The sequence below is a fragment of the Conexibacter sp. W3-3-2 genome, assembly GCF_009707605.1.
Taxonomy (GTDB): domain Bacteria; phylum Actinomycetota; class Thermoleophilia; order Solirubrobacterales; family Solirubrobacteraceae; genus Paraconexibacter; species Paraconexibacter algicola.
Genome location: NZ_WLYW01000001.1, coordinates 3978699 through 4000910 on the forward strand (window position 1 = coordinate 3978699; position 22212 = coordinate 4000910).

Sequence of the window (22212 nt, forward strand, 5' to 3'; positions counted from 1 at the left end):
TCAGGTAGAGACCCGGACGGGGTCGGCTCGGGATAGCGCGGCGCAGCGGTCCGAGCAGAATCGCGCGCTGCTCCCGACCGCCCGCTCGACCTGGCGGGGGTCGGGAAGCAGTCGCAAGCGACACACAGGGTCGACCTGCCGCCCGCTGATTGCACGGCCATCGAGCCGCGACGCCTGGAACATCGGAACGGGCGCGCGAAGGTTCCGTAGTGCCTCGAGGCCGAGATCGTCGAACTCCACGCCGTCCAGGCCGGGTGCCTGCTCGCGTGTGGCCGCGGTCAGCAGTACCTGCCCGCCGCGCGCCCGTCCGGCGACGCGGGCGGCGATGTTCACCGCGTGTCCGAACCAGTCACCGCCGTGCTGAACGGCCGGACCAGTGTGCATCCCGACGCGCACCTCCGGGAACGGCCGATCGGCGGCTGCTTCGTCCACCAGGCGCAGGCCGAAGCGGATGGCGTCGGCGGCATCTGGGATGAGGACCATGCAGGCGTCGCCCAGTGACTTGAGGTCCTCGCCGCCGGCAGGCATGAGCCTGTTGAGCTCGGCGCAGAAGGCCGCAGCGACCTCGGCCGCCACGGCGTCGCCGTGCACCTCGGTCATGGCGGTGAAGCCGGCCAGGTCGGCGAAGATGAACGTCTGGTCCATGTCAGTCCTCTCGTCCTTCGGCTTCGTCGAGCGCCTCGCGTCCTTCGTGGACCGCAATGCCCGCGATGAGGAGCGCAACCACGGGGTCGGCCCACCACCACGCGAACAGGACGTTGAGGCTCAGGCCGACGAGGAGGCTGAGCGACAGGTAGTTGCTCAGCCACGTTTCCTGGGCTTGCGCGACGAGCACCTTGTTTTCCAGGGCCTCGCCGGTTCTGCGCTGCGCGATTGCCATGGGGACCATGACGACCAGCGCGACGATGTTGAGCACGATCCCGACGACCGACTCGCCGGCCCTGTCGGCGGTGATGAGGTCGCGGATCGCCTCGAAGCCGATGTAGGTGGCGAGGACGAAGAACGTGTAGGCGATGAGGCGCAGCGCGGTGCGCTGTCGGGCGTGGGCGCCGCCGCGGAGCTGCCAGATGACGATGCCGGCGGCGACGACCTCGATGCCCGAGTCGATGCCGAAGCCGATCAGCGCGATCGAGCCTGCGGCCAAGCCGGCGGTGACCGCGACGACGCCTTCGACGACGTCCCAGACGACGATGAACCACGCCAGCCCGAGGCCGCGCCGGCGTAGCGCCTCGGTGTCCATGGTCGCGAGACTCACGCGTCAGGGCCGTCCGAGCAGCACCCGTCCGAGCACCCGGACGCCGCGGGCTCGGCGGCTACGACGGGGTCCTGACGGCGGGTCTGGAGCAGGCGCACGCCGTTGAGGGTGACCAGCAGCGAGACGCCCATGTCGACGGCGACGGCGGCGATGAGCGAGACGAAGCCCAGGGGTGCGAGGACGACGAAGACCGCCTTGGTGGCGAGGGAGACCACGACGTTCTGGCGCATGATCCGGACCGCGCGCCGGCTGTGCTCGATCGCTTCTGGCAGGCGCTCCAGCTCGTCGCCCATGAGCGCGACGTCAGCGGACTCCAGCGCGATGTCGCTGCCGGCGGCGCCCATCGCCACGCCGACGGTGGCACCTGCCAGCGCGGGAGCGTCGTTGACGCCGTCGCCGACCATCGCAATCGCTTGACCGGTACCCAGCGAGCGGATGGCCTCGAGCTTGTCCTCGGGCAGCAGGCCGGCCCGCCACTCACCGATGCCGGTCCGCTGGGCGACGGCGCGCGCCACCCGTTCGCTGTCGCCGGTCAGCATCACGATGCGCGCGACGCCGGCCGACCGAAGCCGCACGATCGCGGCCGGCGCCTCGGGACGTAGCTCGTCGGCCAGGCCGAAGACTGCGAGCACGGTGTCGCCCTCGCCGAGCATGACCGCGGTCTCCCCGCGCTGCTCGGCCTCGTCAAAGCTGGCCGGCAGCGCCGCGGCGTGGTCGGCCGCCATCCGCGGGCCTCCGGCCCAGAGCGCGCGGCCCTCGACGTGGGCGTGCGCTCCTCGTCCCGGTACCGCCTCGAAGTCGCTCGTCGCGAGCGGCCGGATGCTTCGGATCTCGGCCGCGCGCAGGATCGCGGCAGCGAGCGGGTGCTCAGAACTGCGCTCGATCGAGGCCATCAGCCGCAGCACCGCCTCCTCGGTCAGACCGTTGACGGGGACGATGCTGGCGACCTCGGGCCGTCCCTTGGTCAGGGTGCCGGTCTTGTCGAGTGCCACGACACTGACGCGCCCGAGGTCCTCGAGTGCCTGGCCGCCCTTGATGAGCACGCCGCGGCGCGCCGCTCCGCCGATGGCCGACACGACGCTGACGGGCACCGAGATGACCAGCGCACACGGGCAAGCCACGATCAGCAGGGCGAGCGATCGGTACAGCCACGTGTCGAAATCGCCGCCGGCCGCGGTAGGCACGATCGCCAGCAGCACCGCGGCGAGGAAGACCAGCGGCGTGTAGTACCGCGCGAAGCGGTCGACGAACCGCTCGGCGGGCGCCTGGCTGCCCTGCGCGTCGGCGACCAGCTCGGCGATCCTGGCGAGCGTGCTTCCGGCCGCCGACGTCGTGACGTGGACCGTCAGCGCTCCCTGGGCGTTCAGCGTGCCGGCGAAGACCTTGTCGCCCGGCTCTTTGTCGACCGGAACGGACTCGCCCGTCAGGGCGGACTCGTCGACGCTGCTCCGCCCGTCGACCACGGTTCCGTCGAGGGGCAGGCGTTCGCCGGGACGGACCAGGACAGACGCGCCGATCGCCACGTCATCGACCGGGACGAGCTCATCGCCGTCGTCGGTCACCACCCGGGCCTCGGGCGGCGCGAGGTCCATCAGCCCTTCCACCGCGCGGCGGCTGCGGTCCAGCGCGAACGTCTCGAGCGTCGTGCCGATGGCGAACAGCACAAGCACCCATGCCGCTTCGGCGAAGTCCCCGATAGCGACGGCGCCGGCCGCGGCCATCGTCATGAGGACGTTCATGTCGAGCACGCGGCGACGCAGCGCTGCGGTCGCTGCGAGCGCGATGGGCCAGCCACCGGCGGCCATGGAGGCAAGGAACGCGCCGTCGGCGACCGCGTCGTTCGCGCCGAGGAGCGACAGGGCAACCGCGACGAGCAGCAGGGCCACTGAGGCCGTCGTGGACATGGTCCTGCGGTTGCGTCGCCAGAACGGAGCCTGGGGCCCGCGCACCGCACCCGGCACGTGTGCGACGTAGCCCGCGCGACGGACCGCAGCGGCGACCGTGTCGTTCGCGACATCGCCCCGGAGGACCAGGGTGGAGTTGCCGAACGAGACACGGACGGTCTCCACGCCGTCGAGTCCGGCGACGACCTGCTCGACGGTCCGCGCGCAGGAGGCACAGTCCATCCCGTCGACGATGAAGTGGCGCGCGTCCTGCGCGTCCTCCTCGACAGCGGGCGATGCCGACGGCGGGGCCATGGGGAGCGACGTCATGCCGTCACCTCATGCGCCAGGACGTCCGTGAGAAGGGCCGCGCCGAGATCGGTGAGGGCGTACAGCACCATGCGCCCGTCCTTGCGCGATCGCACCAGGCCCGCATGGCGCAGCAGCCGGAGGTGGTGCGACACGATCTTGTCCTGCCGCTCGGCAAGCCACGCGAGATCGCACACGCATAGCTCGCCGCCGTCACGCAACGCGATCGCCAGCCGCAGGCGGCTCGGGTCAGAGAATCCCTTCAACCGCGAGGCCACCCGGTCGAGGTCCTCGACTGACGGGAGCGCCTGCCGCAGGCTCTCGGCGACGGTGACGTTCATGGCCAGCAGTTCGCATCGGTCGTCTGCGCTCATGGCGCATACTCTAACGAAGATGAGAACATCAGGACATAGCCGCTTGCTCCTCATGGCGGGCATCGCTGTAACGACCGACCTGTCGACGAAGGTCATCGCCGAACGCATGCTCTCGCCCGGGGTCGGCCTTCCGTTCGGCGCGCGGCTCGAACTCAGCCACAACACCGGCGTGGCCTTCGGCGGATTTGCGGGCGCGCCGAACGCCGTCGTCGTCGCCGTCGTGATGCTGGGTGTGGCCGGCCTGGCCTGGGCGATCCTCAGCGACACTCTCCCCGGCGGGACGTCCGGCGGGATGCTTCTCGGAGGTGCAGTTGCCAACCTGGCCGATCGTCTGGAAGGTGGGGGTGTCACCGACTTCGTCGACGTCGGCGCTTGGCCGTCGTTCAACCTGGTCGACGTCTACCTCACCGTCGGCGTATTGCTCATGGTCTTCAGCCTGGTGCGGGGCGAAGACCGTTCCACACCGGATCCAGCACCGCCCGAGCCGCACGATCCGGCGACCAGCGATGACCCGTCCGCAGATGCACGTAGGTCCAGCCGACCAGGTTGAACAGCGTGGTCGCCGTCTCGAGCGGGTCGACGTCCCGCACCGACCCGTCCGCGACCCCGTCACGGAGCAGCCGCTCCAGCGGCTCAGTGAAGACCGATCGCGTCGGGACCTCGCCCCCGTCGTCGTCGCCGTGAAAGATCCCGTCGCTCTGCGCGCGGAGGGCGACGAGCAACGCCAGTCGACGCTCGGCCATCTCGCACAGCGCTTCGAGTGCCGCCGCAAGTCGGTCGGCCCCGGTTCCCTCGGCCGTGAGCGCCGGCCACATCGCCCGCCGGTAGTCCTCCGTCGCCTCGGCGACGAGATCTCCGAGCAGGACGTCCTTCGTCAGGCCGCGACGGTGCAGCGTGACACGGGAGACGCCGGCCTCCTCGGCGATGCGGTCGATGGTTGCGCCGGCGTAGCCGTGACGCTCGAAGACCCGCTGCGCCGCGAGCAGTACGTCCTCCTTCGGGGTCAGCGCCTTCGCCACGAGTGCCAGACTATGCCACGTTCAACGCAACGTCGAGTTGCAGTGAGCGGGATTGGCAATTACATTGCTAGTCATGTCGACGACGAAGCAGGTCACCGTCCCGCCGTGGGTGGTCGCGATCGCGTTCGCCGGAGCGATGTCCGCTTTGGCCGGCGGGTATTGGGATGACGCCTGGCACACCGAACGCGGCCGCGACGACTTCTTCATTGCACCGCACATCGCCATCTACGCCGGCATCGCCACCGCGGGCGCGGCGCTGACGCTCTGGGCGCTGCTCGTCGCCAGGGATCACGGGACGCAGGCGGTGTGGGGGCACAAGCCGCTCGCGCTGGCGTTGCTGAGCGTCGCGGTCACGCTCGTCTCCGGGCCCATCGACAACGCCTGGCACGTGGCGTTCGGCCGGGATGCGGTGATCTGGAGCCCGCCGCACATGCTCGGCATCGCCGGGACCCTTGCGCTGGGCGCCGCGATCCTCGCCGAGCTCGCCGGGCGACGGGAGCCGTGGGCCCGGCCGGCGACCTCCGTCGCCGGTGCGCTGGTACTCGCCTCGGCGTGCTTCGCCACGGTCGAGTACGACACCGACGTCCCCCAGTTCGACGTCGTCTTCTACCTGCCGGTCCTGGGCTTCGCCGCAGCTGCCGCGCTCGTCCTCATCCGCGCCGCCACGGACGCGAGGTGGGCGGCGACCGCCGCCGCTGCGACCTACACCGTCTTCATCGCCGTCGTCAGCGGCTTCCTCGGACTCGTCGACTTCCCGCCGCCGGCCCTGCCGCTCATCGTCCTCCCGGCGCTGGTCCTCGACCTCGGCTCGCGTCGCGGCTGGCCCCCCATACTCGTCGCGTTCGGGTTCACCGTGGCGCTGCACCTCGTGTACGTCCCTGCGCGCAACCTTCTCGGCGACGGCGTGCGCTTCGACACCGAGGACGTCGTCCTGGGCGGCCTGCTCACCCTCGCCGCGACTACGGTGGTCTTCGCCGTCGTCGCCGGCCGGTCGATGCAGGCCGTGCGCGTCGCCGCGGCCGCGATGCTGTGCGTCACGATCGCCCTGTGGCTCACACCGCCGCCGGCCAATGCTCACGACCCGGGGCAGGGCGAGGACGCCGGCACCCTCGCGCTCGACATCCGGGTCAAAGGCGGCCGCGCGACGCTGGTCGGCCAGGTGCCCGATGCCTCGTGCTCGCGGACCGAGGCGGTGGCCGTCGTCGCGCGCCGCGGCGGCGTAGAGCTCCGCGGCCCGCTTCGCAAGCAGGGCTGCTCGGTGAGCGGGACACTCGCGCTGCCCACCCGCGGACGGTGGTTCCTGTACGCCGAGTTGCGCCGCGGTCGTGACTCCGTCGAGAGCTGGCTGCCGGTCTCCGTCGAGGACGGTCGCGGCCGGGCCTCTGCCGAGGACCGCTACGCCTACATCCCGCCCCCCGCGATCAGAGAGCATCTTCAAGCTCCTCGGCGGCATCGTGCTCTACGCAGGAATGCTCGCCCTGCTCTACGCCACCCTCCGACTCATCCAAGCCGGGCGACGCGATGTTCAGGCGACGGAGGTCACCGCATGACGACGTCGACGGTCATCGTCCTCGCCAGTGATGGGTCCTTCGGCGTCTCGATGCTCTTCTTCGGTCCTGTCGCCCTGCTGCTGCTCGCCCTCGGCGCACTCACACTCCGCGACCGTCGGCGGCCGCGCGAGGATGTATGACGAATTCGGGGGGATGGCGGCACCACGGGCAAGCCAGATGCGTTACGTGCGACAGCGCTCGGAGCCGACACCCGCGACGTCTGGTTGAGGCGGGGTAGCGTCCTTGACTTTGGTATGCCAAACTCTGTGGTGTGGACCAACTGACAAGACGCCGACTCTTCACCCGCGCCGCCCCAGCTGCCGGGGCGGGTGCCATCGCCGGGGCCGCGCTGCTGCGCGCCCCTGGAGCCGCCGCCGGCAGCGGCGCAGCGACCACCCACGGCGCCACCCATGAGACGGCAGCGACCACCGGTGCGGCCGGCAAGGCGCCGCAGCCGGGACACGGAAGCAGGCACGCCGCCTTCCGCGGCAAGGTCGACCACCGCAAGAACGGGTTCGACCCGCACGAGATCCTCCGTGACTTCGACTGGGGCACGACGCGAAAGGGCCCCGACGGGCGGACGATCCGCGAGTGGGAGATCGTCGCAGCCGACAAGGAGATCGAGGTCGCCCCCGGCGTCGTCTTCCCCGCGTGGACGTACAACGGCCGCATCCCGGGCCCCACGTTGCGTGCCAACGAGGACGATCTGCTGCGCATCACGTTCATCAACGGGTCGGCCCACCCACACACGATGCACTTCCACGGCATCCACCCGTCATCGATGGACGGGGTCGCCGGCCAGGGCGCAGGGGACATCCAGCCGGGCGATCGCACGGTCTACGAGTTCGACGCCACACCGGCCGGGCTCCACCTCTACCACTGCCACGTCCGTCCGCTGGCGGAGCACATCGCGAAGGGCCTGTACGGCGCGTTCATCGTCGACCCGAAGGGGGGTCGTGAGGACGCCGACGAAATGGTGATGGTGCTCAACGGGTTCGACACGAACTTCGACCGGGCCAACGAGGTCTACGCGGTCAACACCATCGGCTTCACGTACATGGACACGCCGATCCAGGTGGAGAAGGACAAGCTCGTCCGCATCTACCTCGTCAACGTCCTCGAGTACGACCTGATCAACTCGTTTCATCTGCATGGCAACTTCTTCGACTGGTACCCGACGGGGACCGGCAAGACCCCGAGCGAGTTCACGGACACCGTGATGTTCTGCCAGGGGCAGCGCGGCATTGCCGAGATGCGAATCCCGAACCTCGGCAAGTTCATGTTCCATGCGCATCAGTCGGAGTTCACCGAGCTCGGTTGGCAGTCGCTGTTCGAGGTCTGCGAGCGCGGCCGTGACGGCAAGCTCGTCTGCGACCTGTCTGCCTCGACCGACCGGCAGGGCTGAGATGGAGGCCTCGACGCTCTACCAGAGGCCCGGCGCGGGCCTGCCCCGTTGGGCTCTCGGCCTGATCCCTCTGCTGCTGGCGCTCGGCCTGATCGGCGGCTTCGCCGCTCTCGGCGGCCCCGGCCTCGGCGAGCGCAACGGTCCTCCTCTGGAGGAACTGGCGATCGACCGCACGGTCCTCGAGCCCGGCGTGATCGAGCTGACCATTCGCAACGACGGGCCGGACGCCGTCAGCGTCGCCCAGGTAACCGTCAACGACGCGTTCGCCGCGTTCACCGGGGCCGAGCGTCAGATCGGCAAGCTCGGCTCGGAGAAGGTTCGCATCCAGCACCCGTGGGTGGAGGGTGAGAACTACGAGATCGGCCTGCTGACCTCGACCGGCGGGACGATCCTCCACGCCGTGGACGCGGCCACCGAGACGCCCGACGCCGACCTGTCCTTCTACGGGCTCATGGCCCTGCTCGGCATCTACGTCGGCGTCATCCCGGTGGCGCTCGGCATGCTCTGGCTGCCGTGGCTGCGGCGCGTCAAGCCGCAGGTCATGCGCATCGTCATGGCCGTCACCGTTGGTCTGCTCGCGTTCCTCGGTGTCGACGCGACCCTCGAGGGCATGGAACTCGGCGCGACCGGCTCCCAGGCGTTCGGCGGCACCGCACTCGTGTTCATCGGCGCGATCACCATGTACCTCGCACTCACCGGTGTCAGCTCGTGGCTGAACGCGCGGCGCGCGCGGGCCAAGGCGGCGGGCGCCGACGGCGGGCATCTGGCGTTCCTCGTCGCGTTCGGCATCGGCATGCATAACCTCGGCGAGGGCCTGGCGATCGGCTCGGCCTACGCCACCGGTGCACTAGCTCTGGGCACGGCGCTGGTCGTCGGCTTCGCGCTGCACAACACCACCGAGGGCCTCGCCGTCGTCGCGCCGATCGCCAACGACAAACCCTCCCTCGCACGTCTCGCCGGCCTCGGCCTGCTCGCCGGCGCGCCCGCGGTCCTCGGGGCCTGGATCGGTGCCTCGGCGTTCAACGCGTCGCTGGCCGCCTTCCTCTTCGGAGCGGGCGCCGGCGCGATCGTCCAGGTCATCGTCCAGCTCGCACCGACGCTTCGCGACGGTGACCGCGGCCACCTCACCCCGCGCGTGGTCTGGGGGCTCCTGGCCGGCATCGCGATCATGTTCGTGACCGGCCTCGCGACCTGATGGCGACCTCGTCCGCCCACGACCACCACAGCAAGGCCGTCGAGAACTACGCCAAGGCGATCTACGCCCTGCAGCAGCGCGACGACGGCACGGTCGGCACCAGAGATCTCGCCAACCGCCTCGGCGTCACCGCGGGCTCCGCGTCGGCGATGGTCAAGCGGATGGCCGACCTCGGCCTCGCGACCCACGCGCCGTACAAGGGCGCCAGGCTCACCGAGGCAGGGGAGAAGGTCGCGCTGGAGGTCATGCGCCACCACCGCCTGCTTGAGCGCTACCTCGTCGAGTTCCTCGGCGTGCCGACGGAGCAGGCTCGGCAGGAGGCAGAGGCGTGGGAGCACGTCATCAGCGAAGACCTCGAAGCGCGGATCGCGGCCAAGCTCGGAAACCCGACGTACGACCCGCACGGCGACGCCATTGCTGGTGTCGACCTGCGTCGAGACGACGGGAGCAGAGCGTTACGGCACCGACCTTTGCGGAGGTAGAAGCGATCTCAAGCACCTGATCGCCAACAGGGTCAAGGGTCGGGGAGCTCGGCGTCCCAGAGCACATGATGGGCATATCCGGAGACGAGACCGCCCTCGAGACAGCGAGTCCGTTCGATCGTGAGTTCATCGACATGCTGGTTTCCTCACACCAGTTGTCGCGAACGTCATGGCGCGCGGGCGCCCGAGAAGAGTGAGAGCTGCGAGCGGCTGACGACCCATCGCGCACAAAGCTCGCGTGCGCAACGAGATGGACGGCTCGGTGGAGCTCGTGAAGACGATCGGCGACGCGGTCTTGCTTCGTGCGGACCGTCCCGGGATGTTGTGGCCCTCGCGCTTCGGCTCTGTGACTGTGTCGGCAGCCGCGAGCGATGGCCGCAACTCGCGGTCGGGATAGCTCACAGTCCGGTCCTGACGCGTGGGACAGAGTCCTTCGGCGCGTGGTTGAATCGGGCATCCCGGATCTGCGCGTTTACGCGAGTGGACGAAGTGCTCGCCGACTAAGCAGCGTTTGGGGGTGCGAAGTCGCTCGATGGGTGGCGTGGATCGAAGTCGCCGAGGTGCCCCTACGCACCATCGCGAGCCCGATTCATTCGTAGCGCGAGCACGCAAGTAGGCCCGCTGGTCCGCGGGCCCGTTGATCCGGTGTGTCGGATGACAGTGAGCTCCAGCCATGAAGTCGTCCTGCAACGCACGATGTCAGCATCGCCTTCTGCTCTGGGTAGTGCGCGCGCAAGTTCGTCGTCGATCCTGTGCGCTAGGGGCACCCGGAGACGTCCGGTGCCGCGTAGCCGGCCAACACCCGCGTCGGCTCATCATGCACGGAGCTCGTCGTGATCCCCGGACTGATTTTCGCACCCCTTGTCGGCCTTATCCCGCGGCTGGCGCTGCCCCCGCCGCGCGCTCCATACTTGATCGCGGCCGGCGCCGGTGTGGCCGGCATGGTCGTGGAATCACCGGTCGCTCATCGGACCAGCGGTGGACATGAGTTCCACGCATGTCAGCGGAGACCTTGATCGCGGGTTTTGTGGGGCCCCCGGGTCATCCGATCCTGTGTGTGACGCGGAGCAATGCGTGGCGGTTGGCTCCGGACGACCGGAGGCCGTTCTCCTACATGAAGGGCGGTCCAAATTGTCTTACGCTCTGTAGGACATGTCACCACACGCCAGCAGCGAGAGGTCGTATCGCGTCCGAGCGGCGGTGCGCCGGCTGAACCGCATTCGGTGGAACGCGAAGGCAAAGAGCCTTCGGACCTATGGACGGAACGGCGCGCCCTTTGGCGTGCGGGCGAAGTACGTGCTCTCGGACCCCGAGGTCGGGGACTTCTCCTTTCACATGGCCGACCTCGACGCCGCTGCGGCATTTCTCGCGGACGGCTTCGGGGTATCCGCCGCTCGAGCACGGGAAGTGCTTGACGAGCCGGCGTCCGATGAGCAGCTTCTCCGCGACTACAGCCAGCTGCGTCGCTGGTCTCAGCTGCGATCGGACATGGCTCTCGGCCATCGACCGTTGCTCTGGGCGCTCATCCGACTCCGCCGCCCGAACCTCGTCGTTGAAACCGGTCTCTGGTACGGCCTCGGGGCGATGGTCATGTTGCGGGCCCTCGAGCGCAACGTGGAGGACGGGCACCTCCGCGGCAAGCTGATCTCTTTCGACCCCGACCCGACCGGCGGCTGGATGGTGCCGCGGCGGCACGCCCCGCACTGGACTTGGGTCCAAGCCACCACGCAGAGCGCTCTCGAGGCCAACCTCCGTGGACGGCAGCTCGACCTGTTCGTGCATGACACTCCCTCGGAGCCGGAGTTGGAGCGCCATGAGCTGAAAACCGCGTGGGCAGCCGCTGCGTCGGGCGCAGTCATCTGCTCGGGCAACGGGAGGAATACGCCGGCGCTCGAAGAGTTGTGCTCCGCGCGCGATCTCCGACATCTTCATCACGACTACTCGGCTGCCGGCCACTTCTATCGAGGTAACGGCATCAGCTTCGCCGTCGCGCGAAGCGTCAGCTGAACGAGTCCCAGCGACGAAGCTCAGGCAGGGGGTCCACGGCGTCGCCCCCCGAGTACCAGCCCGGCGCGGTCCACATCTCGAAGTGCAGGTGGCAGCCGGAGGCGCGACCGGTTTCGCCGACGTACCCGATTCGCTGACCCGCTTGGACGCGCGCGCCCTTCTTGACGAGTGCCCGGTCCCGCATGTGCACGTAGGCGTACGACTGGCCGGTTGCGTCCTGGAGCACGACGTAGTTTCCGGCGCGGTCCTGCGTGGCCTCGAACTGCACCACGCCCGGGCGCTCGGCGACGAGCGGCGTTCCGCACGCGGCGAACATGTCCTGCCCGCCGTGACCGCGGCTGCCGCCGAAGTTGTTGGTGTCCGACTGCCCGAGGTCGTGCTTGCCGCGAATCGGGAAGATCGCGTCGTGGACGAGCACCGCTGCGGTGCTGGCCTTCGACGCAGTCGCCTGGCCTGCGACGCAGTCGCCTGGCCTGCGAGCCGAAGTTCGTAGCGGCCGTCCGGGACGACGGTGTTGTCGACGGTGCCGTCCCAGCGAACCGCGCCTGCTCCCGCAGCGACCGGCCATGATCGAACGGTGACTCCGTCGCTCAGTCTGACGGCGTCGACGCTCGACGGCGCCTCGACCGATTATTCGAGGACCGCGCGCTTGCGCGAGCCCGCGATCAGCGCCTCTCCCGGACGAAGGTCGATTGCGGGCCCGGTGACGTCAGCCTGGGGCGGGGTCCCAGCGAGGCGCAACCGCGTCTTGGTCGCACCATTGCCGCCTGCCGGACTCACCAGGCGGAGACGACCGCTGCGGCTCCGCGAGGAACCAGGACGGTCAGCGCGGTCGGGCTGGCGCTCCGGGGCGCGGCGCGCCTATCGTCCTTCGCGCCCTTGGCGCCGAGGAAGATCATCGTCTCGACGCCGTCGAGGCCACCGCCGCTCAGCCGCAGCTCCTGGCCAGCCCGGCACTCCCAGGCCTCGCCGCTTGCGCACGTCGCGCCCGTCGCCGAGGCAAGTTTGGGAACGGCGGCGCCACCCGCTGAAGGAGCGGCCCAGGCACTGCCCGGGAACGTCAGCGATACGAGAACGGGTACGGCAAGACCAGCGAACTTACGGTAGGCCAACGAAACTCTCTTTCGTTGGCCTACGGGGCTAGCTGACGGGCTCGCGCTGAAAGAGTCGCGCCACAACCGGAGATCCGGGCGATTCGCCCCGCGAGTGGGTCCCCCCGCTCCCCGTTGCTCGACGAGGACTCTATGACGTGTAGGCGAATAGGGGACGGCCCGGACCACTGTCGAGTCATGAAGTCCGCCAACCTCTGGGCGACGCTCGGAGAGAGGGCAAGCTCCGACAAGCCGTAGTAGATTCGCGGGATGCCGTCCCTGAGGATCTCGCTCGTGGTCCTGGCCTTTGTCACCGGGCTGCTTGCCGGCTGCGGAGGTGACGACGGTCAGGTGCCGGGAGCAGTCGTGTCCGATCCCGTCGGTCACGTCCACGCGCTCGGGTACGACCCGGCGGACTCCTCGATCCTGGTGGCCGGTCACAACGGCCTGTTCCGTGCGGCAGCGGGTGCGACGCGTGCCCGACCGATCGGTGAAGAGCGTCGAGACGTCATGGGGTTCTCGGTAGCGGCGCCCGGGAGGTACGTCGGTTCAGGGCATCCAGATCTTCGCCAGGGGGACCGACGTCCGTCGGCTACATCCGCTCGTCCGACGGAGGGCGCTCATGGCAGTCCGTGTCCCTCGAGGGGCGTGCCGACCTCCACGCGATCGTGGTCTCCGGCCGCAGGGTGTACGCGTTCGACGCCCTCAGCGGGAAGCTGCTGCGAAGCCGCGATACCGGCACGACCTGGGCCTCGACCAGCGTGCCGCCCATCGTCGACATGGCGATCGACCCTGCTCAACCGAATCGTCTCGTCGCGTCGACCGAGATGGGGCTCATCGTGTCCTCTGACGGCGGTCGCGGCTTCAAGCCCTTGGTGCGTCTGCCGCCGAGTCACCTCGAGTGGGACGGCGAGGGCATCCTCGCGGTCGGTGAGGATCGCGTGGCGCAGCGCATCGACAAGGATCTCCGCACCATCAACCAGGTCGGCACGGCATCGATCGTGCCCGCGGCGATGACGCTGTCTGACCGCGGTCCGCTGCTTGCGGCGGACGACGGGGCCGTGTACGCCAGTTCTGACCAAGGCCGGACCTGGTCGCGCGTCCTGAGCGCGATCAGGTAGACCCCAAACTCTGCGGCCGAAACGCCGGCGCGCATGATGGTTTTCCGGGACCGGAACGACGAGTCGAACCAGGAGCGTGTGATGGGCACCGCGCAGCATGCAGAACACCACGAGCTTCCGACCTCCGGCCGAGAGCTCACGTCGGTCGCCATCTCGGCGACGCTGCACTGTCTGACCGGGTGTGCGATCGGCGAGATCCTCGGGATGGTCATCGGGACCGCTCTTGGCCTCGGCGACATCCAGACGATCGCGCTGGCCGTCGTTCTGGCCTTCATCTTCGGCTACGCGCTGACGAGCCTGCCGCTCGTCCGTGCTGGCATGACCATCGGAGCCGTTGTCCCCGTGGCCCTGGCGGCCGACACCTTCTCGATAGCGGTGATGGAGATCATCGACAACGGCGTCATGGTGCTCATCCCGGGCGCGATGGAGTCCGGCCTCGATTCGCTGCTGTTCTGGGGAGCGTTGTCGTTCGCGCTGGCGGTCGCGTTCGTCATCGCACTCCCGGTGAACCGGTGGCTGATCGGGCGAGGCAAGGGCCACGCGGCCGTGCACGCGACCGGGGTTCACGGCGGGCCCGATCCCAAGCTGGTGGGGGCCGTGCTCATCGCCGGGTTTCTATTTGGCACGGCGGTTCTGATCGCCGAGGCGGCCGGATAGAGCTGGGGAGCGGCGCGCACTCGGCGTATCCGCTCTGATGCTGATCCCGTTGGGTCCGATTGGGTCCGAAACCCCGGTCACGGTGAGTACAATCAGGTCATGTCCACGTCACTGCGCTCACGGCGCGGCGGCGAGATTGGGCCGGTAACGCTAGGGTTCGGCGCCCTTGCCGACGTAGCTCAGCTGGTAGAGCACTTCACTCGTAATGAAGGGGTCAGCGGTTCGAATCCGCTCGGCGGCTTGGGTGGCGTTCGGCCGCAACGCGGACCTACCGGCGCCCCAGGCGCACGGTCACGGTCCGCTCGCGACCGTCCCGCAGGACCTGGACGGGGACGCGCTGCCCGGGGCGGCGCGCAGCGACGGCGCTCGCCACGGCGCCCTCGACCGTGGTCGGTCGGTCGCCGATGCGGGTGATCACGTCACCGTCCTGGAGCCCGGCGCGATCGGCGGGGCCGCCGGCGGTCACCGACGCGATGCGCGCACCGCGGTCGGTCACGGAGCCGACGGACACGCCGAGCACCGCCTGGTCGGCACGACCGTCCTCGATCAGCTGCGGGACCACGCGCCGCATCGTGACCGCGGACACGGCGAAGCTCACGCCGGCCGCACGCCCCTGCGAGTTGACGCCGACGACCCGTCCGCGCTCGTCGACCAGGGGGCCGCCGGAGTTCCCGGGGTTGATGGCGGTGTCGGTCTGCACGGCGTCCGGGATGGAGAACCCGGTCAGTCCCCGGATCTCCCGTCCGACCGCGGAGACGATGCCGGCCGCGGCGCTGCTCTGCAGGCGGTACGGGGTGCCGACGGCGAGCACCGGGTCGCCGACGCGGACGGAGCCCGCGGGCGCGAGCTCGAGCGGGGCGTCGGCGCCCAGGCGACCCGGGTCGACGCGCAGCACGGCGAGGTCGGTCGCGCGGTCGACGCCGACGATCTCGGCCGTGACGCGCCGGGCGGTGCGACCGAAGCGGACGGTGACCGACCGGGCGTCGTCGACGACGTGGGCGTTGGTCACCATGTGGCCCCGCGCGTCGACGACGAAGCCGGCGCCGATCGCGTCGCGGCGCCCGTTGCCGAACGGCGGATCGTCCGGGCCCCGGCGCGCGTCGACGCGCGCCACGACGCCGTCGACGCGCTCGTACAGCTCGCGGAAGCTCGGCAGCTCGCCCCTGGTCGTCCCGACCGCCGGGGCCGGGATGTCGGCCTGGGCGGACGGCTCCGCGTCGCGCCCGAGCGCGATGATCGCGAGGACCAGGGCCGCGACACCGGGTGATGCGACCAGCAGCAGCTTCATGGCCCCAGGGTGCACACGGATCCGTCACGCCCGCGTAAGCGTCGCCGGCCCCGCCGACCGCGCCCTTGTCGCCCGCCCGTGCGGTGCAGTAGAAGAGCGCCATGGCGATGCTCGAGCTCACGCAGGACGATCCCGACTGGCTCGGCGCGCTGTCGGTCGCGCTGACGCGCCCGCCCGGCGTGCCGGAGCGCCGCGCCGGCGAGGACCCGTGGGCCCCGGACACGACCGGTCGGCCGCGGCGGATCGCCGACGACCTCGCCTGGTTCCGGGTCGCGCTCGACGACCCGGCCGCCGCAGGCCTCGCGCCGCTGCCCGCGTCGGCCGCCGTCAGCACCTGGGAGGCCGCGGACGACGACGTCACCGCGAAGCTCGCGCGCCTGCGTGACCGTGGCGTGCTCGGCGCCGCCGGGTTCCTGCTGCACGACGACGGACCGGCCCCGCTGGTCTGACGCTCCGCGCGACGCCCTAGGCGCCACGGACCGCGTCCGCGGTCCGTGGCGCCGCGGCGCCCGCGAGCTCCGCGGGGCACGGCCGGCCGAAGAGCCAGCCCTGCCCGGCGGTGATGCCGATGTCGCGCACGGCGTCGAGCTCCGCGGTGGTCTCGATGCCCTCGGCGACGATCTCGCAGCCGCTGTCGTGCGCGAACTGCGTCAGGCCCGCGACGAGCGAGCGCCGCAGCGGGTCCGCGTCGATCCCGTGCACGAGCCCGCGGTCGAGCTTCACGAAGTCCGGTCGCAACTCGATCACGTGCCGCAGGCTGGCGAAGCCGCCACCGGCGTCGTCCACGGCGACCCGGACCCCCGGCAGCGCGTCCAGCTGCGTGCGCACCGCGGTGTAGTCGGTGATCCGCTCGTGCTCGGTGATCTCCAGCACGATCGCGCGGCGGGCCGAGCGCAGCAGCGAGCGCACGAGTCCCGGCTCCTGCACGAGCGCGGCCGAGACGTTGACGCTCACGAACGCGCCCCGCGGCAGCAGGGTCGTCGCCCAGAGGGCGCGTTCGAGCGTCGCCAGTTCGAGATCGGGTCCGAGGCCGACGCGCGACGCCGCGGCGAAGCGCAGGTCCGGTCGCGTGCCGTCGTCGAAGCGCGTCAGCGCCTCGAACCCGATCGCATGCCCGGTGGGCAGCTCGACGATCGGCTGGAACACGGGACGGAACGCCCCGTGCTCGATGATCGCCCGAATCTCGTGCCGCTCCGCGCGCAGCCGCGCACGGTGCTCCAGGCACGTGCTCAGCGCGGACGCCGCGTGCCCGGCGACCTCGGTCGCCAGCGCGATCGTCCGCGCGCGCTGCGCGTCGTCGGCGGGCGGCTGCGCCGTCCCGCAGACGAACCAGCCGGTCGGTGCGCCGCGGTGTGCCGGGAGCGGCACCGCGACGCTCTGCCCGTCCGCCGCGCCGAACAGCTCCGCAAGGGGGCGCTGCGGATCACCGGGCTCCTCCGACCAGACCTCGCGCTCCGGCAGCGTCGGGGCGACGCCGCGCGCGAGACCGCGGTGCAGCGCACCCGCGGTCGCGAGGACCTCCAGCTCGTCGCGGTCCCCGAACGTCAGGACCGTCGCCGCCGCGAACCCGCGCGCCGCGCACGCGAACGCGCACAGCTCGGCGGCCATCGTCGCGGGGCTGCCGCCCGCCGTGGACCCGGCGAGCGCCAGCGACGCGTCCGCGCGCTCCTGCAGGTCGCGGCGCAGCAGCTCGCTGCGGCCGGCGGCCGCACGCAGCTGCGCGCGGATCCGGGCCAGCAGCTCCGGGCCCGCCACCGGCTTGACGAGGTAGTCGTCGGCACCCGCCTCGAGGCCGGCGACGCGCTCGGTCGTCTCGCCGTGCCCGGACACCATGAGGACCGGGACGGTGCGCGTGGCGTCCCGCTCGCGCAGGGCGCGGGCGACCGCGATCCCGTCCAGGCCCGGGAGGCCCACGTCCAGCAGGACCGCGTCGGGGCGCCGCTGCGCGACGAGCTCGATCGCCTCCGTGCCGTCCGCGGCCTGCACCGCGTCCAGCCCGCCGTGCTCGAGCACGGCGACGCTGTGCAGGCGCTCGACCGGGTCGTCGTCCACGACCACGACCAGCGGGCGCGAGCGGATCGGTGGCGCGGTGCTCATCGCAGCGACTCCAGGAGCCGCGCGAACGCGCGGGCCTCGACGGCGAACCGGTCGACGTCCTCCTCGACCGTCCGGGGGAGACCGTCGAGGCCCGCGTGCTCGATCGCGGCGGCCCGCGCCCGCAGGTCGTGCGCGCCCAGCAGTGCGCACGTGCCCTTCAGGCGGTGGGCCGCCGCGGCGAGCTGCCCGCCGTCGCCGTGGCGGGCACCCAGTCGGAGATCCTCGAGCAGGGACTCAAGCTGATCGACCCACAGGCCGACCATCATGCGCAGTGGGCCGTCCCCGCCCATCTCGCCCCGCAGCTTGTCGATCGCGGTCTGCACCGTGTCCGGCAGCTGGGCGAGCGGTGTCTCCGAAAGTGCCATGTCAGCGATGCTAGGTCCGCTCCTCCCAGGTTCCGTCAAGCCCGATTCAAGATCGACTCACGATCACGGGAGCGCGTCGTGAGCGCCGCCCGGATCCTCATCGTCGACGACGCGCCCGAGTACGTGGCGATGATCGCCCACGCCCTCGAGGCCGACGGCTACGCGGTCGCCACCGCGCCGAGCGGCGAGGACGCGCTGACCGTCGCGCGCGAGCAGCGCCCCGACCTCGTGGTCCTCGACCTCGGCCTCCCGGGGATCGACGGGATCGAGACCTGCCGGCGCCTGCGCGCGTTCAGCGACGCGTACGTCCTCATGCTCACCGGGCGCGGTGACGAGACCGACCGCGTCGCGGGCCTGACCGTCGGGGCCGACGACTACGTCGTCAAGCCGTTCTACCCGCGCGAGCTGCGCGTCCGCGTGCAGGCGCTGCTGCGCCGCCCGCGGCTCGTCGCGGTCCCCGACCCGCCCGCGGACGCGGGGCAGCCGCCCGCCGTCACGGACGGCCCGGCCGCGCCGTCGGTGCGCCGCTTCGGCGCCCTGACGATCGACGTCGGCCGCCGCGAGGTGTCCGTCGCCGGCCGGCCCGTCGAGCTGTCGCGCACCGAGTTCGACCTGCTCGACGTGCTCAGCGACCACCCCGACCAGGCGCTCTCGCGCAGCCAGCTGATGGACGCCGTCTGGGGCGCCGACTGGTTCGGGGACGACCACGTCATCGACGTCCACCTGTCGAACCTGCGCCGCAAGCTCGGGGAGCCCCGCCGCGGCCAGGAGGGCCCGCGCTACATCGTCAACGTGCGCGGCTTCGGCTACCGGATGGAACGGCGCCTCGCGTCTTGACGGCATCTTGAGTCGGGCTTGACCGACCTCAGACGGCACGGCGGGACGCTTGTCGCATGGTCCCCCGTTCCGCGTTCCCCGCCGTCCTGGCCTCCTCGCTGCTGCTCCTGACCCTGCCCGGGTGCGGTGCCGAGCCGCGCGCCCGCGCCGCCGCCCCGGCCGCCGACCACACCGTCGTCACCGCCGGCACGCTGCGTCCCGGCCAGGCGATCCCCGCGCCGACCGGCACGGTCGTCCTGACGCTGCGCGGCGCGATCACCCGGCACAACGGCCCCGACGGCACGCTGCGCTTCGACATGCGCACGCTCGAGCGGATCGGGCTCGCGGAGTGGACCGGCTCGGACGCGGTCGCGACCGGCCGCACGCGCGTGCGCTTCCGCGGCGTGCTGCTGCGCCGCCTGCTGCAGGTCGCGGGCGCCCGTCCGGGTGCGCGGACGCTCCGCGCCGCCGCGCTCAACGACTACAAGGTCACGATCCCGATCGCGGACGCCACGCGGCTCCCGGTCCTGCTGGCGACGACCGCCGACGGGCGGCGCATGTCGGTCGCGCGGTACGGCCCGACGCGCGTCGTGTACCCGTTCGGGAAGGTCCCCGGACTGCAGCCGACCGTGTACGACCCCCGCTCGATCTGGCAGGTCGCCTCGATCGAGGTGCGGTGAGGCGCCCGCGTGCCCTCGACCCGTGAGGTGCCGCGTCCCGGGGCGCGCGCGTGGCGCCGGGGCCTGCTGGCGTGGGGCGTCGTCGTGCTCACCGCGGCGGCGCTCGGGCTGCTCGGGCACGCGCTGTTCGGGCAGACGTCGCGACTGCGCGCGAACGTCGCGGTGACCCGGTCGCTCGTCGACGCGAACGTCCGCACCCTCGGGCAGGCGCAGCGCGAGATCCTGCGACTGCAGCTGCAGCTGGGCCGCCGGCCGCTGGACCGGGAGGCGGCGGAGCTGCACGCCGCGTTCGTCGACCAGCGCATGCAGGAGATCTCGCTCGACGCGTCCGCCGCGCTCGGCGGCCGGGCGCTGCTGCGCCGCGCGCGCGTCCTGGCGGGCGAGTGGTCGTTCGCGGTGCGGCCCGCGGTCACGCGCGCGCTGCGCACCGGCCGTCCGTCCGCCGGGCTGCGCGCGACGCTGCGCCGCCTGGAGCTCGCGATCAACGACCTTGCGTCGACCGCGGAGATCCACCGGCGCACCCGCGCGCACGACACCTACGTCGGGGCCGAGCGGCTGCAGGCCGGCGCCCGGCGCACGATGGCCGCGATCGGGGTCGCCTGCGTGCTGTTCCTCGTCCTCGCCTGCCTGACGCTGTGGTTCGTGCGCCGCCACGACCGCGAGCTCGACCGCTACTCCGACCGGCTCGCGGGCCTCGACTCGCAGCTGCGCAAGCTCTCCCTGGTCGCCGCGAACACGCGCAACCTCGTCGTCATCACCGACGCCGACGGCCGCGTCGAGTGGGTCAACGAGGCGTTCGAGCGGACGACCGGGCACCCGCTCGCCGCCATCGCCGGCCGCCGGCCGGGCGACGTGCTGCACGGCCCGCAGACCGATCCGCAGGTCGTCGCGACGATGCGCGAGCGGCTGCGGGCCGGGCAGGGGTTCGACGTCGAGATCGTCAACTACACCGCGGCCGGCGAGCCCTACTGGGTGGCGATCGAGGTCCGGCCGGTCCGCGACGCGCACGGCACGATCCAGAACTTCCTCGCGGTCCAGACCGACATCACAGGACGCCGACGGGCCGAGCGCGAGCTGCGCGACGCGAAGGACGCGGCGGAGGAGTCGGTGCGCGTCAAGGCGCGGTTCCTGGCGAACATGTCCCACGAGATCCGCACACCGCTCAACGCGGTCATCGGGCTGACGGGCCTGCTCGACCAGACCGAGCTGACCGTCGAGCAGCGCGAGTACACGCAGACCGCGCGCAACAGCGGCGAGCTGCTGCTGGCGATCGTCAACGATATCCTCACGTTCTCGGCGCTGGAGGACGGCGCGGTCGAGCTCGAGCAGCGGCCGTTCGCGGTCACCGAGCTCGTGTCGGGGACCGTCGAGCTGCTCGGCCCGGAGGCGCGCCGCCGGGGCCTGGAGCTGCGCACGACCGTCGCGCCCGAGGTCCCCGCCCGCGTGGTCGGCGACCCCACCCGCATCCGCCAGATCCTCGTGAACCTGCTGGCCAACGGCCTGAAGTTCACGCCGTCCGGCGAGGTGCATCTCGCCGTCGGCTGCGTCCCGGCAGAGGCGGGGCGGCCGTGCCGGGTGCGCCTGACGGTCACCGACACCGGGGTCGGGATCCCGGCGGATCGGCTGGACCGGCTCTTCCGCCCGTTCAGCCAGGTCGACGCGTCCACCACGCGCCGCTTCGGCGGCACCGGGCTCGGGCTCGCGATCTGCCGGCACCTCACCGACCTGATGGGCGGGGAGATCGGCGTGCGGTCGGTCCCGGACGAGGGCTCCTCGTTCTGGGTCGAGCTGCCGCTGCGCGCCGCGGCCGCCGCCGCGGACCCCGACGCCGACCCGGCCCCGGAGCGGTCGGCGCAGGCGACGCCGCCGCTCGACGTGCTCGTGGTCGAGGACGACCTCGTCAACCAGATGGTCGCGCGCGAGGTGCTGCGCACCCTCGGCTACGCCGCCGAGGTGGTCGCGAACGGCCGCGAGGCCGTCGACGCCCTGCGCGACCGGTCGTTCGACGTCGTCTTCATGGACGCGAACATGCCGGTGATGGACGGGGAGACCGCCACGCGGGCGATCCGCGCGGAGCTGCCCGCGGACCGCCAGCCGTGGATCGTCGCCATGACCGCCAACGCGCTCGCGCAGGACCGCCAGCGGTACCTCGACGCGGGCATGGACGCGTACCTCGCCAAGCCGTTCTCCGCCGACGGCCTCGCGAGCGAGCTCCGACGTGCCGCGGACGCCCGACGGCCCACGGTCGACGGAGACGACGGCGCCGCCCGTGCGCGGTTCGCGGCCCGCGGGGCGCTCGTGCGCCGCACGCTCGGCGCGTCCGCGTACGTGGACCACCGGGCGCGGGCGGTGCAGCTCGCGCACGACCTCGCGCAGGACGCGACGGCGACCGCGCTCCCCGAGCTGCAGGGCATCGCCGGCCAGCTCGGGACCGCGTCGGACACGATGAGCGCGCACGAGCTCGAGGCGCTCGTCGCGCAGCTCGACACCGTGCTGTCCCGGCTGCACGCCGGGACCGGAGATCCGTCTCCGTAGTTTCCCGCAACCGTCTCCGCACTTGCCCGCAGACCTGCGCCGCGGACCTTCAGCCGGCCGCCCGGTCGGCCGACCCACCGGGC

The 22212-nt window shown here is 71.5% G+C and carries 21 protein-coding genes, 1 tRNA gene and 1 riboswitch; of the genes, 13 read left to right on the plus strand and 9 right to left on the minus strand.

What is annotated here, in order from left to right:
• From GKE82_RS19070 to GKE82_RS19085, 4 genes are read right to left on the minus strand one after another with little or no spacing between them, the layout of a single operon-like run.
• Window positions 1-645: an adenylate/guanylate cyclase domain-containing protein gene (locus tag GKE82_RS19070; protein WP_154734399.1), complete on the minus strand. Its 645-nt coding sequence runs from the start codon at window positions 643-645 to the stop codon at window positions 1-3.
• Window position 646: 1 nt separating this feature from the next.
• Window positions 647-1240, minus strand: a complete 594-nt coding sequence (locus GKE82_RS19075; protein ID WP_154734400.1) for a cation transporter — start codon at window positions 1238-1240, stop codon at window positions 647-649.
• An 11-nt stretch (window positions 1241-1251) separates the two neighbouring features.
• Complete coding sequence (locus GKE82_RS19080) at window positions 1252-3468, minus strand: cation-translocating P-type ATPase (RefSeq protein WP_154734401.1); 2217 nt, start codon at window positions 3466-3468, stop codon at window positions 1252-1254.
• Window positions 3465-3821: a helix-turn-helix transcriptional regulator gene (locus GKE82_RS19085; RefSeq protein WP_154734402.1), complete on the minus strand. Its 357-nt coding sequence runs from the start codon at window positions 3819-3821 to the stop codon at window positions 3465-3467. Before GKE82_RS19085 ends, GKE82_RS19080 begins: the two co-directional genes overlap by 4 nt.
• A gap of 52 nt (window positions 3822-3873) precedes the next feature.
• On the opposite strand from GKE82_RS19085, the gene GKE82_RS19090 reads away from it, so the two are divergent.
• Complete coding sequence (locus GKE82_RS19090; RefSeq protein WP_230317076.1) at window positions 3874-4371, plus strand: signal peptidase II; 498 nt, start codon at window positions 3874-3876, stop codon at window positions 4369-4371.
• Here GKE82_RS19090 and GKE82_RS30055 read toward each other — a convergent pair.
• Window positions 4253-4840, minus strand: coding sequence for a TetR/AcrR family transcriptional regulator (locus tag GKE82_RS30055; protein ID WP_196189326.1), 588 nt, complete (start codon window positions 4838-4840; stop codon window positions 4253-4255). The two genes, GKE82_RS19090 and GKE82_RS30055, sit on opposite strands and share 119 nt — an antisense overlap.
• A gap of 73 nt (window positions 4841-4913) precedes the next feature.
• Between GKE82_RS30055 and GKE82_RS19100 the strand changes: the two genes are divergently transcribed.
• The 5 genes from GKE82_RS19100 to GKE82_RS19120 all read left to right on the plus strand — a co-directional run bounded on the left by GKE82_RS19100 (window position 4914) and on the right by GKE82_RS19120 (window position 11479).
• Window positions 4914-6530, plus strand: a complete 1617-nt coding sequence (locus GKE82_RS19100; protein ID WP_154734405.1) for a hypothetical protein — start codon at window positions 4914-4916, stop codon at window positions 6528-6530.
• Between the two features lie 131 nt (window positions 6531-6661).
• A complete protein-coding gene (locus tag GKE82_RS19105) occupies window positions 6662-7795 on the plus strand; it encodes a multicopper oxidase domain-containing protein (RefSeq protein WP_309233706.1) in 1134 nt (377 codons plus the stop codon).
• A gap of 1 nt (window position 7796) precedes the next feature.
• Window positions 7797-8990, plus strand: a complete 1194-nt coding sequence (locus tag GKE82_RS19110; protein WP_154734406.1) for a ZIP family metal transporter — start codon at window positions 7797-7799, stop codon at window positions 8988-8990.
• Window positions 8990-9472 carry a metal-dependent transcriptional regulator gene (locus tag GKE82_RS19115; protein ID WP_154734407.1) on the plus strand — a complete coding sequence of 161 codons (483 nt, stop codon included), beginning with the start codon at window positions 8990-8992 and terminating at the stop codon, window positions 9470-9472. The genes GKE82_RS19110 and GKE82_RS19115 overlap by 1 nt, the downstream gene beginning before the upstream one ends.
• 1152 nt (window positions 9473-10624) lie before the next feature.
• On the plus strand, window positions 10625-11479 hold the full coding sequence (locus GKE82_RS19120) for a class I SAM-dependent methyltransferase (RefSeq protein WP_154734408.1): 855 nt from the start codon (window positions 10625-10627) through the stop codon (window positions 11477-11479).
• On the opposite strand, the gene GKE82_RS30060 is transcribed toward GKE82_RS19120, so the two are convergent.
• Window positions 11472-11897: a M23 family metallopeptidase gene (locus GKE82_RS30060; RefSeq protein WP_196189328.1), complete on the minus strand. Its 426-nt coding sequence runs from the start codon at window positions 11895-11897 to the stop codon at window positions 11472-11474. The two genes, GKE82_RS19120 and GKE82_RS30060, sit on opposite strands and share 8 nt — an antisense overlap.
• A 696-nt stretch (window positions 11898-12593) precedes the next feature.
• Window positions 12594-12730, minus strand: a riboswitch (cyclic di-AMP (ydaO/yuaA leader).
• A 472-nt stretch (window positions 12731-13202) separates the two neighbouring features.
• Between GKE82_RS30060 and GKE82_RS19130 the strand changes: the two genes are divergently transcribed.
• From GKE82_RS19130 to GKE82_RS19140, 3 genes are all read left to right on the plus strand, one after another.
• Window positions 13203-13691: a hypothetical protein gene (locus tag GKE82_RS19130; RefSeq protein WP_154734410.1), complete on the plus strand. Its 489-nt coding sequence runs from the start codon at window positions 13203-13205 to the stop codon at window positions 13689-13691.
• 81 nt (window positions 13692-13772) lie between these two features.
• Complete coding sequence (locus tag GKE82_RS19135) at window positions 13773-14348, plus strand: DUF4396 domain-containing protein (protein WP_154734411.1); 576 nt, start codon at window positions 13773-13775, stop codon at window positions 14346-14348.
• A 168-nt stretch (window positions 14349-14516) separates the two neighbouring features.
• Window positions 14517-14589: transfer RNA gene (locus tag GKE82_RS19140), tRNA-Thr, on the plus strand.
• Between the two features lie 27 nt (window positions 14590-14616).
• Here the strand turns inward: GKE82_RS19140 and GKE82_RS19145 are convergent.
• Window positions 14617-15636: a S1C family serine protease gene (locus GKE82_RS19145; RefSeq protein ID WP_154734412.1), complete on the minus strand. Its 1020-nt coding sequence runs from the start codon at window positions 15634-15636 to the stop codon at window positions 14617-14619.
• A gap of 101 nt (window positions 15637-15737) precedes the next feature.
• On the opposite strand from GKE82_RS19145, the gene GKE82_RS19150 reads away from it, so the two are divergent.
• Window positions 15738-16085, plus strand: coding sequence for a hypothetical protein (locus tag GKE82_RS19150; protein ID WP_154734413.1), 348 nt, complete (start codon window positions 15738-15740; stop codon window positions 16083-16085).
• Between the two features lie 16 nt (window positions 16086-16101).
• Here the strand turns inward: GKE82_RS19150 and GKE82_RS19155 are convergent, their stop codons facing one another.
• A complete protein-coding gene (locus GKE82_RS19155) occupies window positions 16102-17733 on the minus strand; it encodes an EAL domain-containing protein (RefSeq protein WP_154734414.1) in 1632 nt (543 codons plus the stop codon).
• Entirely contained in the window at window positions 17730-18098 is a 369-nt protein-coding gene (locus GKE82_RS19160; protein ID WP_154734415.1) for an Hpt domain-containing protein, read from the minus strand. The genes GKE82_RS19155 and GKE82_RS19160 overlap by 4 nt, the downstream gene beginning before the upstream one ends.
• A gap of 78 nt (window positions 18099-18176) precedes the next feature.
• Here GKE82_RS19160 and GKE82_RS19165 point away from each other — a divergent pair, with 78 nt between their 5' ends.
• From GKE82_RS19165 to GKE82_RS19175, 3 genes are read left to right on the plus strand one after another with little or no spacing between them, the layout of a single operon-like run.
• Window positions 18177-18935: a response regulator transcription factor gene (locus GKE82_RS19165; protein ID WP_309233707.1), complete on the plus strand. Its 759-nt coding sequence runs from the start codon at window positions 18177-18179 to the stop codon at window positions 18933-18935.
• 56 nt (window positions 18936-18991) lie between these two features.
• Window positions 18992-19594: a molybdopterin-dependent oxidoreductase gene (locus tag GKE82_RS19170; RefSeq protein WP_154734416.1), complete on the plus strand. Its 603-nt coding sequence runs from the start codon at window positions 18992-18994 to the stop codon at window positions 19592-19594.
• A gap of 9 nt (window positions 19595-19603) precedes the next feature.
• The gene (locus GKE82_RS19175) at window positions 19604-22129 is read left to right on the plus strand and encodes a PAS domain-containing hybrid sensor histidine kinase/response regulator (RefSeq protein WP_154734417.1); all 2526 of its coding nucleotides are present in this window, start codon (window positions 19604-19606) and stop codon (window positions 22127-22129) included.
• The last annotated feature ends 83 nt before the right edge of the window (window positions 22130-22212 follow it).

What these genes read in the sequence shown, in the direction of transcription:
- GKE82_RS19070 (WP_154734399.1), bottom strand. Translation starts at nt 645, where the DNA reads ATGGACCAGACGTTCATCTTCGCCGACCTGGCCGGCTTCACCGCCATG.
- GKE82_RS19075 (WP_154734400.1), bottom strand. Translation starts at nt 1,240, where the DNA reads ATGGACACCGAGGCGCTACGCCGGCGCGGCCTCGGGCTGGCGTGGTTC.
- GKE82_RS19080 (WP_154734401.1), bottom strand. Translation starts at nt 3,468, where the DNA reads ATGACGTCGCTCCCCATGGCCCCGCCGTCGGCATCGCCCGCTGTCGAG.
- GKE82_RS19085 (WP_154734402.1), bottom strand. Translation starts at nt 3,821, where the DNA reads ATGAGCGCAGACGACCGATGCGAACTGCTGGCCATGAACGTCACCGTC.
- GKE82_RS19090 (WP_230317076.1), top strand. Translation starts at nt 3,874, where the DNA reads ATGGCGGGCATCGCTGTAACGACCGACCTGTCGACGAAGGTCATCGCC.
- GKE82_RS19100 (WP_154734405.1), top strand. Translation starts at nt 4,914, where the DNA reads ATGTCGACGACGAAGCAGGTCACCGTCCCGCCGTGGGTGGTCGCGATC.
- GKE82_RS19110 (WP_154734406.1), top strand. Translation starts at nt 7,797, where the DNA reads ATGGAGGCCTCGACGCTCTACCAGAGGCCCGGCGCGGGCCTGCCCCGT.
- GKE82_RS19115 (WP_154734407.1), top strand. Translation starts at nt 8,990, where the DNA reads ATGGCGACCTCGTCCGCCCACGACCACCACAGCAAGGCCGTCGAGAAC.
- GKE82_RS19120 (WP_154734408.1), top strand. Translation starts at nt 10,625, where the DNA reads ATGTCACCACACGCCAGCAGCGAGAGGTCGTATCGCGTCCGAGCGGCG.
- GKE82_RS19135 (WP_154734411.1), top strand. Translation starts at nt 13,773, where the DNA reads ATGGGCACCGCGCAGCATGCAGAACACCACGAGCTTCCGACCTCCGGC.
- GKE82_RS19145 (WP_154734412.1), bottom strand. Translation starts at nt 15,636, where the DNA reads ATGAAGCTGCTGCTGGTCGCATCACCCGGTGTCGCGGCCCTGGTCCTC.
- GKE82_RS19150 (WP_154734413.1), top strand. Translation starts at nt 15,738, where the DNA reads ATGGCGATGCTCGAGCTCACGCAGGACGATCCCGACTGGCTCGGCGCG.
- GKE82_RS19155 (WP_154734414.1), bottom strand. Translation starts at nt 17,733, where the DNA reads ATGAGCACCGCGCCACCGATCCGCTCGCGCCCGCTGGTCGTGGTCGTG.
- GKE82_RS19160 (WP_154734415.1), bottom strand. Translation starts at nt 18,098, where the DNA reads ATGGCACTTTCGGAGACACCGCTCGCCCAGCTGCCGGACACGGTGCAG.
- GKE82_RS19170 (WP_154734416.1), top strand. Translation starts at nt 18,992, where the DNA reads ATGGTCCCCCGTTCCGCGTTCCCCGCCGTCCTGGCCTCCTCGCTGCTG.